The sequence below is a fragment of the Streptococcus parasanguinis genome (genome assembly GCF_023109675.1).
Lineage (GTDB): Bacteria > Bacillota > Bacilli > Lactobacillales > Streptococcaceae > Streptococcus > Streptococcus parasanguinis_I.
In genome coordinates this window covers 79,109-94,894 of sequence record NZ_JALDUR010000002.1, presented here as the reverse complement: position 1 = coordinate 94,894, position 15,786 = coordinate 79,109, and the positions used below count along the sequence as shown (strand labels likewise).

The window sequence follows — 15,786 nt, the reverse complement described above, 5'->3', positions numbered from 1 at the left end:
AGAATTCGATTTCGTCGTCCCACCTCCGCACAGTTGAGTAGGGCTGTAAAAGCTGATGAAGTCAGCGTAGTAGAGCCCACTCAACCACTGCGTCTTGCTCGACAATCCAAAAATAATTGAGAGGCTAGGACTTTTATCCCAGCCTCCTATTTTTAGTCCCTCTTATTTTTCGCGAATGACTTCTACTTTATATCCATCCGGATCTACAACGAAATAATAATTCGGTTGTGTTCCCGGAAGACCTTTTGGTTCCGTCACTTCATAGCCTTTAGCCTTGTGTTCCGCATTCAAACCTTCTAGATCAGGAGTACTCAAGGCAACGTGAGCATAGCCATCTCCAATAACATATGGACCATGATCATAATTGTAAGTCAATTCCAACTCATAGTCATCTCCAGGCAAGGCCAAATAAACAATCGTGAACTTGTAGTCTGGGAAATCTTTCCGACGTTTTTCTTCAAAACCAAAAGCATCTTGGTAAAAAGCGATTGACTTTTCTAAGTTTTCCACACGAAGGCAAGTGTGCAACATTTTTGAACTCATAGGTTTTCCTCTTTTCTATTTTTTAAAGATTATGAACGATTTTTTTTACGACTTTCCGTCTTAATGGATAATTTCACTTCAAAGATGGTCCCTTTTGGTTTATTATCTTTGACTTGAATGGTCCCTTTAAAGGCTTCTACGATCTGCTTAGCGAGGGATAACCCCAAACCAAATCCACCTTTTTGACGGGTTCTGGCCTTGTCGACCCGGTAAAAACGATCAAAGATCCGTTTCTTATCCTCATCTCGAATCCCTGGACCATTATCCAGCACTCTCAAAAGAAGATTTTTATCCTTCAATTGGACTTCAAACTGGATCTCGCCATCTTCATCGGTATATTTTAAGGCATTGTCATAGAGAATGGTCATCAACTGCTTGAGGAGCGTTCTATCAGAACAAATGACTTTGTCCACCTGATTGTCTCCTCGGAAGATTTTATCATTTTCTTCCGCAATGATCCCAAAATTCGAGAAGGTCTGATCGAAAAAGCTTGGTTCGATATCTTCCATCTCCGGCTTCAAGCCGTCATCCCTTCGGGCGATATTGAGAAGGTTGGTGGTCAAGAGCTTCATATTTCGAACTTCATCCAAACTGGATGCAATATTCTCACTCGATTCCATAATGGTCGCTTCAGGCTTTCTAAAAAGCGTTTCGAGGCGATTTTGCAGGACTGCTAAAGGCGTCCGCAACTCATGGGAAGCATTCTCCACGAAAGCCTTTTGCTTTTGCATACTCTCAAGAAGGGGCTTAACGCTAAGACGTGCTAAGAAGAGACTAGCGAATAAGGAGATTCCCCAGAAGCAGATCATGACAAGGGCGATTTGACTTTCATGCTCTTCACTAGTCTGCTCTAGCTGACTGATATTGGTCATGACAACCGCATACTTGATGTCACTATCACTTTCATCATCAGATAAACTCAACTCTGCCATATAGGCCCGGTAACTTTCTTTTTTCCCATAGCTATTTGTAATTTGAAGCTGGGAAACCTTGTTGAGGAGCTTTCGACCAAACGTCACCGTTTTGAAGTTTAAAAACCCATTACCGGTTGTCAAGTTTTCATATTTTTTATTGAGCAAAACAACAGTGGTATTGGATGTGACATCCCCTTTAGGTTCTGATTTATCATGATCTGGGGTCATCATCTCATGATCATTATCATCTCCTTTGGTATTTGACTGTCGCTGGTCTCGATAAGCAATCGCTACAAGTGAGTAGGGATCCTGACTGAGAGTCTTGAGGTTTTCATCGACCGTTGTATAGAGACTCGAGCGCATGACCTGGATGATTATCAGGGTCATGGCTGAGAATATCAAAGTAAAGAGCCCAAAATATCGGATGAAGTAGGAAAAATCATCTTCCCCGACGGTTTTCTTAATTCTGGTTAGCATCTTTTAAGATATACCCCACACTGCGCAATGTTTGCAAGTTCTCAACGAAATCAGTACCTTTTAATTTCTTACGGATTTTTGAAACATAGACTTCAACCACTGAGATGGTTGTGTCACTATCAAAGCCCCAGAGACGATCGAAGATCTGGGTCTTTGGAAGGATGACATTTTGGTTTTGAAGGAAATAGACCAAAAGATCAAATTCCTTCCCAAGAAGTTCCACTTCTTTCCCATCCACATAAGTCGAATTGGTAGATAAATTGACCTTCAAATTGCCATAATTAAGGGTGTTTTCATTGACCTTTCCTGAGCGCTTCAAGAGGGCTTGAATCCGCATCTTAAGCTCTTCTAGGTAGAAAGGCTTGGTGAGGTAATCGTCTGCCCCTAGCTCAAAGCCGTGCCCTTTGTCATCCAGACTTTCTTTGGCTGTCATGATTAAAACAGGGGTTGTCACGCCTTTTTCACGCAATTCTTTCAAGACATGGAACCCGTCTTTTTCAGGAAGCATGAGGTCCAGCAAAATCAAATCATAGATGCCACTTTCTGCTTCATAAAGACCTTCTTCTCCGTCAAAGACCTGCATGACGTCTGCAAAATCATCTAAAAAATCAAATACTGAATTTGACAAACCAAGGTCATCTTCGACCAATAGAATTTTAATCATCGTCGTATCCTCTTCTCTTTCGTGAGTGAGTCTTTCTAATCTATTCTTAACCATTATAACACGACTTGCCTTCATTTCCTATAGTTTAGAACCCGGTTTTATGATCAAACTCAGCCTGCCTGAGGAAGGCTAATTCTATGAATTTGTCGTGTTTTCTTTGTTACTTTGACTGTCACTCGTCTTGTTTTTATTTTTTGAATTCTTCTTATTGGACTTTTTAGAGGAACCCTGGTTCCCTTCTTGTCCGCCAGATTGGTTCATGTCATTATCTGGACCATTCCCTTGTGGGCCACCATTGCCTTCTTGTGGCATCTGACCAGGTCCGCCACCTTGTGGGCCGCCTTGTCCTTGGCCACCACCTTGAGGGCCACCGCCTTGAGGGCCGCCATCCTGTGGGCCGCCATTTTGCTGGTTTCCTTGTGAAGCATGGCTATTTTGACTATTTTGTTGCTGATTGGATCCTTGGTTTTGACCCGTTTGGACCGGTTGAGAAAATTGTTGGTTATTGGAAGATTGAGAGGCGATGACACCGACACCAAAGCCACTTCCAGCACCGACCAACAATCCACCAACTGCTGCCATGCCAATCCACCACTTAGGGCTTCGTTTGAGGACAACCATTTTTTCTTTTGATTCTTGCGTTTCGACAACTTGTTTTGTTTCTTTTTGATTCATCTTTTTACCTTTTATCTTTTTGTACAAGTACTTGTCTTTTAAAATTTAAAGGGAGCTCGATCCTTTAGTAAGGCGATTATACTTCAGGAGTCTTAAGCCTGCCTAAATTTTCACTTAAAAAAACCTAAAACAAGCGTGGCTATTGACAGGTTGAGCTCCTTATTGTAGAATAGTTACCATAAAATAAATCAGAGGTTAACTGTTATGAAGAAAATCTTTCCCTTAGTTCTCATCTCCATTGGAGTGGCCATGATCTCCGTCCTATCTCAATTCACCATTCCCTTTGGACCAATTCCTTTGACCCTACAGACACTCATGATCGGGATCATCGGGACCATCTATAAACCCAGCCATGCCTTTGTCACAGTCTGCCTCTACCTGCTTTTAGGCTTCTTAGGCTTTCCAGTATTTGCAGGCGGTGCTGGTGGCGCTTCGCATTTCCTTGGTCCTACTGCTGGTTTCCTCCTCTTCTTCCCATTCCGAGCATGGATCACGTCTCTATTTACCAATGCTAAATCCAGCATTTTCACTATCTTTTTGGCCAATCTCCTCAGTAGTGCTCTCCTCTTTGTGTCAGGAGCTATCGGCTTTATGCTGGTCACGCATACCGATGTCCAAAAAGCATTTACTTTGGTCGTTGCTCCCTTTATCCTTGCCGACCTCATTAAACTGGTCATCATCACGATCACCAGCAAGGCGATTTTTGCCAGCCTCAAACACCACTGGTATTTCAAATAAGATTCAAAGGACGCTAAAAAATCGATACAGAAATTTCTGTATCGATTTTTTTAAATCTATTTTGTCGCAAGGATAGCGGCTTCTACTGCTGCTTTTTCCCGTTGAATCAAATCCACACGCGCTGCGATTTCCTTGATTCCCATGCTGATGTTTCGGCTGATAGCCATATCAGACAATTGTGGTTCAAAGAAGGCTTTGAATTCTGCTAAGCGCTCTGCTGTTTTGAAGGTATTGGCTGGGTAGATGACAAACTTGTCAAAGCTCATGTCTCCGCCAAGGGCTGCTTTGACCCATTCCCAATTTTCACGCGCCCAAGTCCAGGCAGATTCTTGGGTGAACTCATGGTGTAAGAAGGTGAAATACCAACTCATTGCTAAGTCTTGTGGTTTCACAACATCCTTGTTCTTCCACTCTGTCAAAATCTTTTCAACTGTGTCTGCATCGGTTGTATAAGCCAGAGCTGTAGACAATTGACGCTTGAAGTTACCATCTGTCGCTTGAGCATAAGTGTTCAAGTACAAATCAGTCAATTCTTTGCTTTCATGGTGTTTGATTTGGTTAATCAAAATTTGCAAACGAATAGCGGCTGGAAGCTTGCTGATATCCTCTGCATGGGCTGCATAGATTTCACTTGCTTTAGCGCTTGCTTTGGCATCGTCTCCCTTGATCATATTTGAAATAACCAATTGACGGACCATTTCATCTTCATCGGCTTCTCCGGCTTTTGGTTCAAAACCAAGGCGTTCAAAGTTGAATTGGTTGAAGGTTACGAGCAATTTCTTATAAGCTGCTTCTACTTCAGTTCCTTCATCCACAAAGAGGCTGAGACCTTGAAGGATTGATGAAACTGCTGATACAACCAAATAAGAACTTTCTTGGGTCAATTTCTCGATAACTGGTAAGAGGCTTGCATAAGAGATGACACCACTTTCTGCCAAGAGACGGCGTTCTTGAAGGATTTGTTGCTTGCTCAAGTTATCCAAGGAAGCCATGTTGTCTACAATCACATCCAAGAGCTCTCCTTGGTAATCTGTAATGTAGTGGGCTGTATTTTCCGTATTGAAACGAAGCGGTTCATTATTTTCAGTAGCAAGGGCAGCATAACCTGGGATTTCAAGCGTTTCTGTTTCAAGTGTGTCTGGAATACCAGACCAGTTGCTGTTCAATGGCACAACCCATTGGCGGCCTTGGTCTTCATGTTCTCCAATGAAGAATTGTTTTTGGCTGATCTTCAAGGTATCATTTTCCACCACTGCTGTAAGAACTGGATAACCAGGTTGTTCCAACCAAGAATCCATGAAGGCTGCTACATCACGGCCAGATGCATCACCTAGGGCATTCCAAAGGTCACGACCGATGGTATTGCCGTATTGATGTTTTTCAAAGTAAGCTTTAAGACCTTTACGGAAAGCATCATCCCCTAACCAGCGGCGGAGCATATGCATGAGACGGCTACCTTTAGCGTAGACGATAGCTGGGTCAAAAAGAGTATTGATTTCATCAGGGTGTTTAACTTCCACATGGACAGATTGAACTCCATCGGTTGCATCGCGTTTCAAGGCCAATGGAACACCTGTTGTTTGGAAGTCTTCGAAGATATTCCAGCTTGGTTCGATGGCATTGACAGATACATATTCCATCATGTTGGCAAAACTTTCGTTCAACCAGAGGTCATCCCACCACTTCATGGTTACTAGGTTACCAAACCATTGGTGAGCCAATTCGTGAGCGACTACAAGAGCAACTTGTTGACGGCTAACTGCAGTTGAGTTTTCATCTACAAGGAGATAGACTTCACGGTACGTCACCAAGCCCCAGTTTTCCATCGCTCCAGCTGAGAAATCAGGAAGCGCTACATGGAGGGATTGAGGAATTGGATACTTCACGCTATAATAGTCTTCATAAAATTCGATGACACGTACCGCTACATCAAGAGAAAATTCTAAGTTTTTCAACGGATGCGCCTTGGTTGAATAGATACCTACGAGAGTGCCATTTTTTGTTTTGGCTGTGATCCCTTGAAGATCTCCAGCAGCAAAAGCAAGGAGGTAAGAAGACATCCGTGGAGTCGTAGCAAATTTCCAAATGCCTGTTTCTTTGCGGTTCTCCACATCGATTTCAGGCATATTTGAAAGGGCAATTTCACCTTCTTCTTGGTCAAATTTCAAAGAAAGATCGAACGTTGCTTTAGCTTCAGGCTCGTCCACACTTGGAAAGGCTTCACGCGCAAAATGGCTCTCAAACTGAGTTGAAAGGACTTCCTTCTTCACACCATCAATACTGTAGTAAGATGGGTAAATCCCAGTCATATTGTCTGTGATCTTACCAGAATAGGTCAGGGTAACTGTCACTTGACCTGTGCCTTCCAATTCAACATAAACTGCTTCATTGGCATCATCAATCGTAAATGGACGGGCTTGACCGGCTACTTCTACTGTTTCGATGGTCAAATCCTTTTGGTGAAGCGAGATCTTGTCCGCCTTGGCTTGACCTGTGATCACCACACGACCGCTAAAGGTCTTGGTTTTACGACTTAAATCCAAAAACACTTCGTAATGTTCTGGAACGAATGTTTCTACAAAATGTGCAACTGCTTGCATAATTTCCTCCTTTAAATGTTTCATGCTTTCCCAATCAAAAGCCCTAATAAAACTATTTTATCACAAAGTTAAGATAAAAGAAAAGACAAGCATTAGAATGCCCGTCTGATATCGAAAAGACTCCATGATCTTACATTTCGATAATTTTACCTGTTTCGAAGTAAACCACCCATTCACAGATGTTTTTTGCATAATCTCCGATGCGTTCCAAGAAGTTGATCACTTGGAAATAATCCCGTCCGGTCACGATGGACTCTGGATTTTTCCGAATTTCTTCTGTTGCTAATTCTTGGATGCTATCGAAGTAATGGTTGATGACTTCGTCTCGTGAAGCAACTTCATAGGCCAAATCCACATCGCCTTTGAGGTAAACATCTAGTGTCGCTTCGACAAAATCTTTGACTTCACGGCCCATCTTGCTGATCTCTTCCTCAACAGATTGAATACGGACTTCCCCTTTCATGCGAATGGTTGCCTTGGCAATTGATACTGCGTGGTCACCCATCCGCTCTAAGTCAGAGACCGCTTTTAAGACAGTCATCACGACACGAAGGTCTTGTGAAACGGGCTGTTGAAGGGCAATAATCTCAAAGGATTTACGCTCTAATTTCACTTCGTAGTCGTTGATCTCCGCATCATCTTCGATGACCTGGCGGGCCAATTCACGGTCATGGGTCACGAAAGCACGGACCGTACGGTTGATCTGACTCAACACTTCATTTCCCATTGCATAAAACTGGTTATGCAACTTCTCTAAATCTTCTTCAAATTGAACTCGTAACATTTTATTTTCTTCCTATCCAAATTTACCAGAGACATAGTCTTCTGTTTCTTTCTTAGCTGGGTTCAAGAACATTTCATTGGTGTCATTGTACTCAATCAAATCCCCATCCAAGAAAAAGGCTGTTTTATCGGAAATCCGACTTGCTTGTTGCATGGAACGTGTCACCAAGAGCATGGTGTAGCGGTCTTTTAGTCCATACAAGGTTTCTTCAATCTTGCCAGCTGAAATTGGATCCAGCGCTGAAGTTGGCTCATCCAAAAGAATAATCTTTGGACTGGTCGCAAGGACCCGCGCCACACAGACCCGCTGTTGCTGACCACCAGAAAGTCCGATAGCTGAATCATGCAAGCGATCCTTGACTTCATCCCAGATGGATGCGCGTTTCAAAGAGGTTTCAACTGCTTCGTCCAAGACAGCCTTGTCCTTGACACCATTAATCATCAAGCCATAGGTCACATTATCATAAATGGACATTGGGAAAGGATTGGGCTGTTGGAAGACCATTCCGATTTCCTTACGCAATTCGACCGTATCGGTCCGTGGTCCGTAGATATTATGTCCATTGTAGAGGATGGTTCCTGTAGTGGTGACCTCATGGTTGAGGTCGCCCATGCGGTTAATGGCTTTTAAAAGGGTAGATTTCCCTGATCCTGAAGGACCAATCAAGGCTGTGATCTCCTTTGGAGCAAAGTCCAAGGAGACGCTATTTAGCGCCTTCTTTTTATTGTAATAAACCGACAAGTCCTTGACTTGCAAAATTGGTTCTGTCATTCTATTTTCCTTTTTGTTGTCATTTTACTTTATCCAAAGTGACCCGATACATAATCGTTGGTCGATTGCAATTTCGCATTTTGGAAAATATTCGAAGTCTTATCGTACTCGATGAGGTTTCCTAGGTAGAAGAAACCGGTATAATCGCTAGCACGGGCTGCTTGTTGCATGCTGTGGGTCACGATGACAATGGTATAATTCTTCTTCAACTCAAGCATGGTTTCTTCTAATTGCGCTGTCGCAATCGGATCAAGCGCTGAAGCAGGCTCATCCATGAGTAAGATATCTGGCTTCACAGAGATGGCCCGCGCGATACAAAGTCGTTGCTGTTGGCCACCTGAAAGTGTCAGGGCTGATTTATGAAGATCATCCTTGACCTGATCCCATAGAGCCGCCTGTTTCAAAGAAGTTTCGACCAATTCGTCCAAGATCTTCTTGTCTTTCACCCCAGCACGTTCATGCGGGAAGGTGATGTTTTTATAAATCGATTTGGCAAAAGGATTGGGCCGTTGGAAAACCATCCCAATGTGCTTGCGCATTTCATAAACATTGATATCTGGACGATTGACATCGATTCCTTCATACCAAATTTCACCCGTTACACGCGCAATATCGATGGTATCATTCATCCGGTTCAAACTACGGAGGTAGGTTGATTTCCCAGATCCTGAAGGACCGATCAAGGCTGTAATCTTATTCTTTTCAAACTGCATGTCGACGCCTTTAATGGACTCGTTCGTTCCATAATAGACATGCAAATCTTTGGTCGATAGAACCACCTTTTCTTCAGGAAAAGTAATGATGTGTCTCTCATCCCAATTGTATTTTGACATTTCTTCTCCTTTAAGCAGATGTTAGTTTTTTATGGAGGTAACTTCCGAGTTTGCGAGCTCCAAAGTTAAAGATCAAGATAAAGATCAAAAGAACTGCGGCAGAACCAGCTGAGACTTCGATCGAGTCTGGAATAGTCCCTTCACTGTTGACCTTCCAGATATGGACAGCCAAGGTTTCAGCCTGACGGAAGATCGAAATCGGGCTGGTCACACTAAAGATATTCCAGTTTGACCAATCAAGGGCTGGAGCCGATTGACCTGCAGTATAGATCAAGGCAGCAGCTTCCCCAAAGATCCGTCCTGAGGCCAAGACGACCCCGGTGATAATACTTGGAAGAGCTTCTGGTACCACAACATGAATCACAGTTTCCCAGCGAGACAAGCCCAGTGCTAGACCTGCTTCGCGCTGCGTATGGTGAACGTGCTGCAAGCTATCTTCGATATTGCGGGTCATCTGTGGCAGGTTAAAGACGGTCAAGGCCAAGGCCCCTGAAATGATCGAAAATCCGTATTTGAACTGGACAACGAAGACCAGGTAACCAAAGAGACCTACAACGACAGATGGCAAAGAAGACAAGATCTCAATACAGGTACGAACCAAATTGGTCAAGCGACCTTTTTTAGCGTACTCAGAGAGGTAAATCCCAGCTCCAAGAGAAAGTGGGAAGGAAATCACCAAGGTAATGACCAAGAGGAAGAAGGAATTATACAATTGAATTCCGATCCCTCCTCCTGCTTGGTAAGAAGAAGATTTCCCAGTCAAGAAGTGCCAAGATACATGGGGCAAGCCACGGACCAAGATATAAAGGATCAATGAGGCAAGAATCGCAACGATGATCCCGGAAATAGCATACAGCACTCCTGTCGCAATTTTATCCATTCGTTTAGCGTGCATAGTTCTTCTTACCTCTTTCTTTCGTAATCAGTTTAATCACACTGTTAAAGGCAAGACTCATGAGGAGCAATACCAAGGCGAGTGACCAAAGAACATTGTTATTGACCGTACCCATGACGGTATTTCCGATTCCCATGGTCAAAATAGAGGTGAGGGTGGAAGCTGGTGTAGTGAGCGAGGTTGGTACCACTGCCGAGTTTCCGACCACCATCTGGATAGCCAAGGCTTCCCCGAAGGCACGCGCCATACCAAAGACAACCGCTGTAAAGATTCCTGAGCGGGCTGCCTTGAGCGTGACATGCCAAATGGTTTGCCAGCGTGTCGCACCCATAGCCATACTAGCTTCCCGGTAATGACGGGGCACAGCTCGGAGGCTATCGGTCGTCATAAAGGTAACAGTTGGCAGGATCATAACAAAGAGGACAAAGACCCCTGAGAGGATCCCAAAACCAGTCCCTCCAAAGAGACTACGCGTAAATGGGACGACCACTTGAAGGCCAATGAATCCGTAAACAACTGAAGGAATCCCCACTAAGAGCTCAATGGCTGGTTGCAAGAAACGAGCTCCTTTGGGGGAGACTTCTGTCATGAAAACTGCTGCACCAATGGCAAACGGCGTTGCCAAGAGGGCAGAAAGCAAGGTTACAATAAAGGAACCTAGAATCATTGGTAGGGCTCCGAATTCCTTTGCAGCAGGATTCCAAGTACTCCCAAATAGAAAACTAAAGATATTGACTTTATTGACAAAGAAAGTCGATAAACCTTTTTGGGCCACGAAAATCAAAATCATGGCAACGACGACAACAATCAAACTCATACATAAAAAGTAATGGTTTTCCCAAATTTTTCTAGGCGGGAGTTTTTTGATTTCGTCAGCATTTTTTTTGCTACTTCGTTCATTTTTTACCTAATTCTTTTATTTTTTTGACACATTCCCTTTTAAATCACGGGTGACTTTCATGTCATTGATCGGGATATAACCCATCTTACCAACAACCTTTTGCTGAACCTCATCGGTCATCATGTAGTCAATGAATTTTTTAGACAACTCATTGGGTTTTCCTTTGGTATACATGTGTTCGTAGGACCAGATTGGCCAGTTATTGTTGACAACATTGGCTTTGGTTGGTTGATAGCCATTAAGCTTCATGGTTTTGACACTGCTATCCAAATAGGTAAAGGCTAGATAAGAGATGGCTCCTGGCGTTTGAGAAACGATGTTTTTCACCATTCCATTAGAGTCTTGCTCTTGAGCCTGCTTGGGTTGTTTGCCATCCATGATAATGGCATCAAAGACAGCTCGGCTACCAGAACCAACCGCCCGGTTCACAATCGTGACTTCAAGATCTGGACCTCCCAATTGCTTCCAGTTGGTATATTCACCCGTAAAGATCTTTCGCAATTGCTCCGTTGTCAAATTGTCGATTGAGATATTTTTATTGGCAATGATGGCTGTTCCTGCTACGGCTACCTGATGGTCGACCAGACTAGAGGCATCGATCCCAGATTTTTCCTCTGCAAAGAGGTCACTATTTCCGATGTCCACAGCGCCTGATTGAACTTGTGAAAGTCCTGTACCAGAACCTCCTCCTTGTACATTTACAATCTTACCAGGATGTTCTTCAATGTAGCGATCTACTACTCCTTCAACCAAGGGTTGTAAGGCAGTCGATCCGACAGCAGTGATGGATTCTCCGCGATTGATCCAAGAAGCACAAGCAGATAAACTTCCTGCTAATGCGATCGTCGCTAGTCCTAGGATCAGCTTTTTAGACTTTTTCAAATCATGTCTCCTTGATATTTCACTATTTCACTTATGATTTTGACAAGTTTTTTCAAAAAAACCTGTACTCCCACTATATCATAGAACGAGTTCTTTGCCCAGCATTTTACCTAAAACGAAGCCCCTTTGGATAGAAATTTTTCAGGGTCTGTCCGGTCACTTTGGCAAAGCCCAAACCATTGCCTTCGACAAGGACCTGGTACCATCCATTTGGATGCGTTTCCTTCAATTGAACCGTCTCTCCCGCCACATAATGAACAAAGTCTTCAGGCGTGATCGAAACGGTCTCTTTTACCTCACTCGGTTTCAGAGCAAGGCCCAAGGCAAAACTAGGTTCAAATCGATTTTTCTTGAAGGTCCCTAGGTGCAAACCATTTCGGGCGATTTTTACTTTTCGCAAATCTGGTAAATCAAGCGGAACCAAGTAGAGTTCGTCACCAAAGGTTTCGAGGACACCTTCTAGAGTGATCTTCAAGTGTTTCTTAGAAAACTCCTGCCACCATTTCTTTTGCTCCGCAGATAATTGGTCCTTTTTGGAAGGGATTTTGGCAGGACGATTCTCTCCTAGATAACGGAACTTAGCAACAAATTGTCCCTCCCCTTTAAAGAGATGAGGATACATGCGCGCCGTTTCTGGATGGTCAATGCCTTCTGCCATACCATTGATCTTCTCGATCGTTTCCAATTCTAGATCAAAATTATCTAAGAGCCAGGATACGATCTCTTCATTTTCCTCAGGAGCCCAGGTACAGGTTGAATAAACCAAGGAACCACCTGGAACCAACATCTTGAGAGCATCCTCTAGAATTTCTCTTTGAAGAAGACTACACTCTCGAGGATAATCGATGGACCAATAGTCCATGGCATCTGGTTGCTTACGGAACATCCCCTCACCTGAACACGGGGCGTCTAGTACAATCAGATCAAAAAAGCCTGAGAAAACTTTGGCCAGACGATCGGCAGACTCATTGGTCACCAGCACATTTCGCGCACCAAAGCGTTCTACATTCTCTACAAGAATTTTCGAACGACCCTTGTGGATTTCATTGGAGACCAAGAGTCCTTGATTGTCCAAATAAGACAAAAGTTGCGTCGTCTTACCACCAGGTGCTGCGGCTAAGTCTAGAACCTTCATCCCAGGATTTGGCTGGGCGACTTGGGCCACTATCTGAGCTGCTGGTTCTTGTGAATAGACCAAGCCCGTCGCGTGTTCGATGGATTTCCCTGAGACCTTTCCATAATGGCCCCAAGGAGTATTGGGAATCGAATCATCAAATATTTTTTGTGCTTCTTTCAAAGGATTGGTGCGAAAGGCTGCTACTGCTTCTTGATCAAAGGTCGCAAAAAAAGCAGCAGCATCCTCACATAGAAGATGCTGGTATTTTTCTTTAAAACCATTGGGAAAATTCATTTAACTTCTCCCTTTCTTAAGATAGGTTTGAATCTCTGTTAACTTCACCTTTGGAACCATCATAATGGGTTCCACTGACTGGTAATTAGGTTTATCTCCATTTAGATTTAAAACGGTATAGCCCAACTGTTCCCCCATGATCGCAGCTGCGGCATAATCCCAAGGCCAGATATAGCTAAAATAAGCTAGAATCCCACCTGAGAGAATTTTTGAAAAACTAATACCGGCACTGCCATAGACCCGAATGCCAAGAGAGTCCATACCAAGATCGGCCATGCCCCAGTCATTTTTCTCAAGCATGCCGACATTTGAAGCAATCAAAAGGTTTTCCAGAGGTTGGTCCACAAAGGGCGTCAGTTCAACCTCATTGCGATAAACAGGGAATTCTCCACCCCCGTAAAAAAGGTGATCCCGCATCACATCGTAGATCAGGCCAAACTGACCAATTCCGTCTTCAAAATAGGCCACCATCACCGCAAAATCTTCCTTTTGGGTCACAAAATTATTGGTCCCATCAATAGGATCAATCACCCAAACGGAACCTTCTGAAATTGGGGAACGAAGGCCATCTTCCTCCGCAAAAATCCGATCTTCTGGGTAGCGATGTTTGATTTTTTCAACCAAATCCTTTTGAACCTGTTGGTCCATCTGGGTGACTAAATCTGTCGGCCCAGTTTTTTTTGAGATCATCAAGTCATCATGGAGATGAAGACGCAAATAGTCTCCAGACTCTAAAACGATTTGTTTGGCAAACTCTAACTTATTCTTCAAGAGAAAACCATCCTTCCTCTTTTTGCTTTGCAGCCTGGGTCGCACGATAGAGAGAATAACCGCTCACTTCTTCGAACTCCCGTCCGAGACGCTTTTCTTCTCCGATACTAGGTACGACCTTCTTAAAAGCGCGGTAGGCTTCCATGTATTCTTTGGCCTCTACCTTACTTTCATAGGCTTCTTCAACTTTATTGAAAAAAGAAAGCACTGAAGCAAGCTCTTCAGTGCTCCACGATAAGTCCAGTGGGTAACTATAATATTTTTGCATTCGACATACTTCTTAGTTTATTTCTGCTCTTAGAGTGGCAGAGCGTAACTCTTGTTTGCGATAACTCCGTGGCAAGAAGGCCCGAATTTCATCTTCGTTAAAGCCAATCTGCATACGTTTGTTATCTAAAATAATCGGTCTCCGCAAGAGACTTGGATTTTCCTCAATCAGACGGATCAAGGCTGAGATGGATAAATCTTCAACATCAACATCCAATTTTTGAAAAATCTTTGAACGAGTTGAAATAATGTCGTCTGTTCCGTTTTCGGTCAAGGCCAATATACTTGTCAACTCCTGTTTGCTCAAAGGACTTGTCATAATATTGTGTTCTTTAAATGGAACATCGTGCTTTTTTAACCAAGCCCGAGCTTTTCGACATGATGTACAACTCGGTGATAAAAATAATGTAATCATGTGTTTCACTTCTTTTTTATATATAACTATCTGACTCTATTATACAAAAAAAATAGGTGCTTGAAAAGCGCTTTTTTGATTTCTCGACGATTTTTCTGAATTTCAGTGGAAAAAAGAAATCCCTTTCATTTTCCCCAAGAAGAAGCCCGAAAAAAGAGAGTGGGACAGAAATCGGTAATTCGTTAGAATTCGATTTCGTCGTCCCACCTCCGCACAGTTGAGTAGGGCTGTAAAAGCTGATGAAATCAGCGTAGTAGAGCACACTCAACCACTGCGTCTTGCTCGACAATCCAAAAACAATTGAGAGGCTAGGACTTCTGTCCCACTCTCTTGGTCCAGTTTCGTGAAACTGCTTCATCTTCTTTCAATTGAGCCACTAGTTGATCGATCCCATCGAATTTGACCATTTCCCGTATCTTATCCAACCAATGAATGGTCAAAGTATGGCCATAAATATCTCCAGAAAAATCAAAGAGATTGACTTCGAAACGAAGCTCTTTTCCATCAAAGGTGACATTTTTGCCAACAGAAGCCATGCCTCGATAGATCTGCCCTTTAAAATCGACATCAACTACATAAACCCCATCTGATGGTAAATAGGTCCGGTCAATCGGTGCTAAATTGGCAGTAGGATAGCCAATGGTGCGGCCACGCGCATCCCCATGCACGACGATGCCCCGACTGGATAAAGGGTGACCAAGTAGACGGGCAGCTTCTTGGACGCGTCCTTCTAGGATAGCTTGACGAATGCGGGTTGAACTAATCTTTTCCCCCTGATCCAATACAGGAGAAATGACTTCCACTTGACCATCAAAATAATCAGCTAAGTCAGAGGCCGTTTTCTTATCAGAGCCAAAACTATAATCAAATCCAGCAATTAAAACTCGGGCCCTCAAGGCTTTGACAAATTGATCAACAAATTCTTTGGCAGTTTTAGAAGCAAAATCGGTCGTAAAATCAATGAGGAAGAGCTCATCCACTCCTAGTTCGTTTAATTTTTGGAACCGATCCTCAGGACTCTGCAAATGAAGCAGTAATTCTGGTTGGTAGCGAACAAAGGCTAACTTAGGAGATTCAGGAAAGGTTAACAAAGCGACCTTCAAGCCTTTTTCATCCGCGATCTGACGCGCCTTTTTAAAGAGTTCTTGATGCCCCAGATGCAGGCCATCAAAGTAGCCCAGAACCAAAACTGTCTCATTCTCCAAATGGATCTGGTTAGCAGTAGTAATCGTACGAATATTCATG

At 43.4% G+C, this 15,786-nt stretch carries 16 protein-coding genes and 1 pseudogene; 1 reads left to right on the top strand and 16 read right to left on the bottom strand.

What is annotated here, in order from left to right; genetic code table 11:
* Window positions 1-162: 162 nt before the first annotated feature.
* The 4 genes from gloA to M1G14_RS02005 all read right to left on the bottom strand — a co-directional run bounded on the left by gloA (window position 163) and on the right by M1G14_RS02005 (window position 3,273).
* Window positions 163-543, bottom strand: a complete 381-nt coding sequence (gene gloA, locus M1G14_RS02020; protein WP_003006623.1) for a lactoylglutathione lyase — start codon at window positions 541-543, stop codon at window positions 163-165.
* Window positions 544-572: 29 nt separating this feature from the next.
* Entirely contained in the window at window positions 573-1,934 is a 1,362-nt protein-coding gene (locus M1G14_RS02015; protein ID WP_247926220.1) for a sensor histidine kinase, read from the bottom strand.
* Window positions 1,918-2,598, bottom strand: coding sequence for a response regulator transcription factor (locus tag M1G14_RS02010; protein ID WP_021152983.1), 681 nt, complete (start codon window positions 2,596-2,598; stop codon window positions 1,918-1,920). Before M1G14_RS02010 ends, M1G14_RS02015 begins: the two co-directional genes overlap by 17 nt.
* Before the next feature lie 135 nt (window positions 2,599-2,733).
* Entirely contained in the window at window positions 2,734-3,273 is a 540-nt protein-coding gene (locus M1G14_RS02005) for a hypothetical protein (RefSeq protein ID WP_247926219.1), read from the bottom strand.
* Window positions 3,274-3,477: 204 nt separating this feature from the next.
* On the opposite strand from M1G14_RS02005, the gene M1G14_RS02000 reads away from it, so the two are divergent.
* The gene (locus M1G14_RS02000) at window positions 3,478-4,011 is read left to right on the top strand and encodes a biotin transporter BioY (protein ID WP_247926218.1); all 534 of its coding nucleotides are present in this window, start codon (window positions 3,478-3,480) and stop codon (window positions 4,009-4,011) included.
* Window positions 4,012-4,067: 56 nt separating this feature from the next.
* Here M1G14_RS02000 and M1G14_RS01995 read toward each other — a convergent pair whose 3' ends face one another.
* From M1G14_RS01995 to M1G14_RS01940, 12 genes and pseudogenes are all read right to left on the bottom strand, one after another.
* Window positions 4,068-6,611 carry a M1 family metallopeptidase gene (locus M1G14_RS01995; protein WP_247926217.1) on the bottom strand — a complete coding sequence of 848 codons (2,544 nt, stop codon included), beginning with the start codon at window positions 6,609-6,611 and terminating at the stop codon, window positions 4,068-4,070.
* 130 nt (window positions 6,612-6,741) lie between these two features.
* Window positions 6,742-7,395 (bottom strand): phosphate signaling complex protein PhoU, encoded by a 654-nt coding sequence (gene phoU, locus M1G14_RS01990; protein WP_031577047.1) that lies wholly within the window; start codon window positions 7,393-7,395, stop codon window positions 6,742-6,744.
* Between the two features lie 12 nt (window positions 7,396-7,407).
* The gene (gene pstB / locus M1G14_RS01985) at window positions 7,408-8,166 is read right to left on the bottom strand and encodes a phosphate ABC transporter ATP-binding protein PstB (RefSeq protein ID WP_003003393.1); all 759 of its coding nucleotides are present in this window, start codon (window positions 8,164-8,166) and stop codon (window positions 7,408-7,410) included.
* Between the two features lie 29 nt (window positions 8,167-8,195).
* Window positions 8,196-8,999 carry a phosphate ABC transporter ATP-binding protein PstB gene (gene pstB / locus M1G14_RS01980; RefSeq protein WP_003011874.1) on the bottom strand — a complete coding sequence of 268 codons (804 nt, stop codon included), beginning with the start codon at window positions 8,997-8,999 and terminating at the stop codon, window positions 8,196-8,198.
* A 10-nt stretch (window positions 9,000-9,009) separates the two neighbouring features.
* A complete protein-coding gene (pstA, locus tag M1G14_RS01975) occupies window positions 9,010-9,894 on the bottom strand; it encodes a phosphate ABC transporter permease PstA (protein ID WP_003006597.1) in 885 nt (294 codons plus the stop codon).
* Window positions 9,884-10,794: pseudogene (gene pstC, locus M1G14_RS01970) on the bottom strand (phosphate ABC transporter permease subunit PstC). The gene pstA and the pseudogene pstC overlap by 11 nt, the downstream one beginning before the upstream one ends.
* A 16-nt stretch (window positions 10,795-10,810) precedes the next feature.
* Window positions 10,811-11,677, bottom strand: a complete 867-nt coding sequence (locus M1G14_RS01965; protein WP_247926216.1) for a phosphate ABC transporter substrate-binding protein PstS family protein — start codon at window positions 11,675-11,677, stop codon at window positions 10,811-10,813.
* A gap of 106 nt (window positions 11,678-11,783) precedes the next feature.
* Window positions 11,784-13,088, bottom strand: coding sequence for an RsmF rRNA methyltransferase first C-terminal domain-containing protein (locus M1G14_RS01960; RefSeq protein WP_247926215.1), 1,305 nt, complete (start codon window positions 13,086-13,088; stop codon window positions 11,784-11,786).
* Window positions 13,089-13,859: an inositol monophosphatase family protein gene (locus tag M1G14_RS01955; protein ID WP_129299386.1), complete on the bottom strand. Its 771-nt coding sequence runs from the start codon at window positions 13,857-13,859 to the stop codon at window positions 13,089-13,091.
* Window positions 13,849-14,127, bottom strand: a complete 279-nt coding sequence (locus tag M1G14_RS01950) for a UPF0223 family protein (RefSeq protein ID WP_049472021.1) — start codon at window positions 14,125-14,127, stop codon at window positions 13,849-13,851. The genes M1G14_RS01955 and M1G14_RS01950 overlap by 11 nt, the downstream gene beginning before the upstream one ends.
* 12 nt (window positions 14,128-14,139) lie before the next feature.
* Window positions 14,140-14,541 carry a Spx/MgsR family RNA polymerase-binding regulatory protein gene (locus tag M1G14_RS01945; protein WP_021152971.1) on the bottom strand — a complete coding sequence of 134 codons (402 nt, stop codon included), beginning with the start codon at window positions 14,539-14,541 and terminating at the stop codon, window positions 14,140-14,142.
* 308 nt (window positions 14,542-14,849) lie between these two features.
* Window positions 14,850-15,785: a bifunctional riboflavin kinase/FAD synthetase gene (locus tag M1G14_RS01940; protein ID WP_129299387.1), complete on the bottom strand. Its 936-nt coding sequence runs from the start codon at window positions 15,783-15,785 to the stop codon at window positions 14,850-14,852.
* Between the last annotated feature and the right edge of the window lies 1 nt (window position 15,786).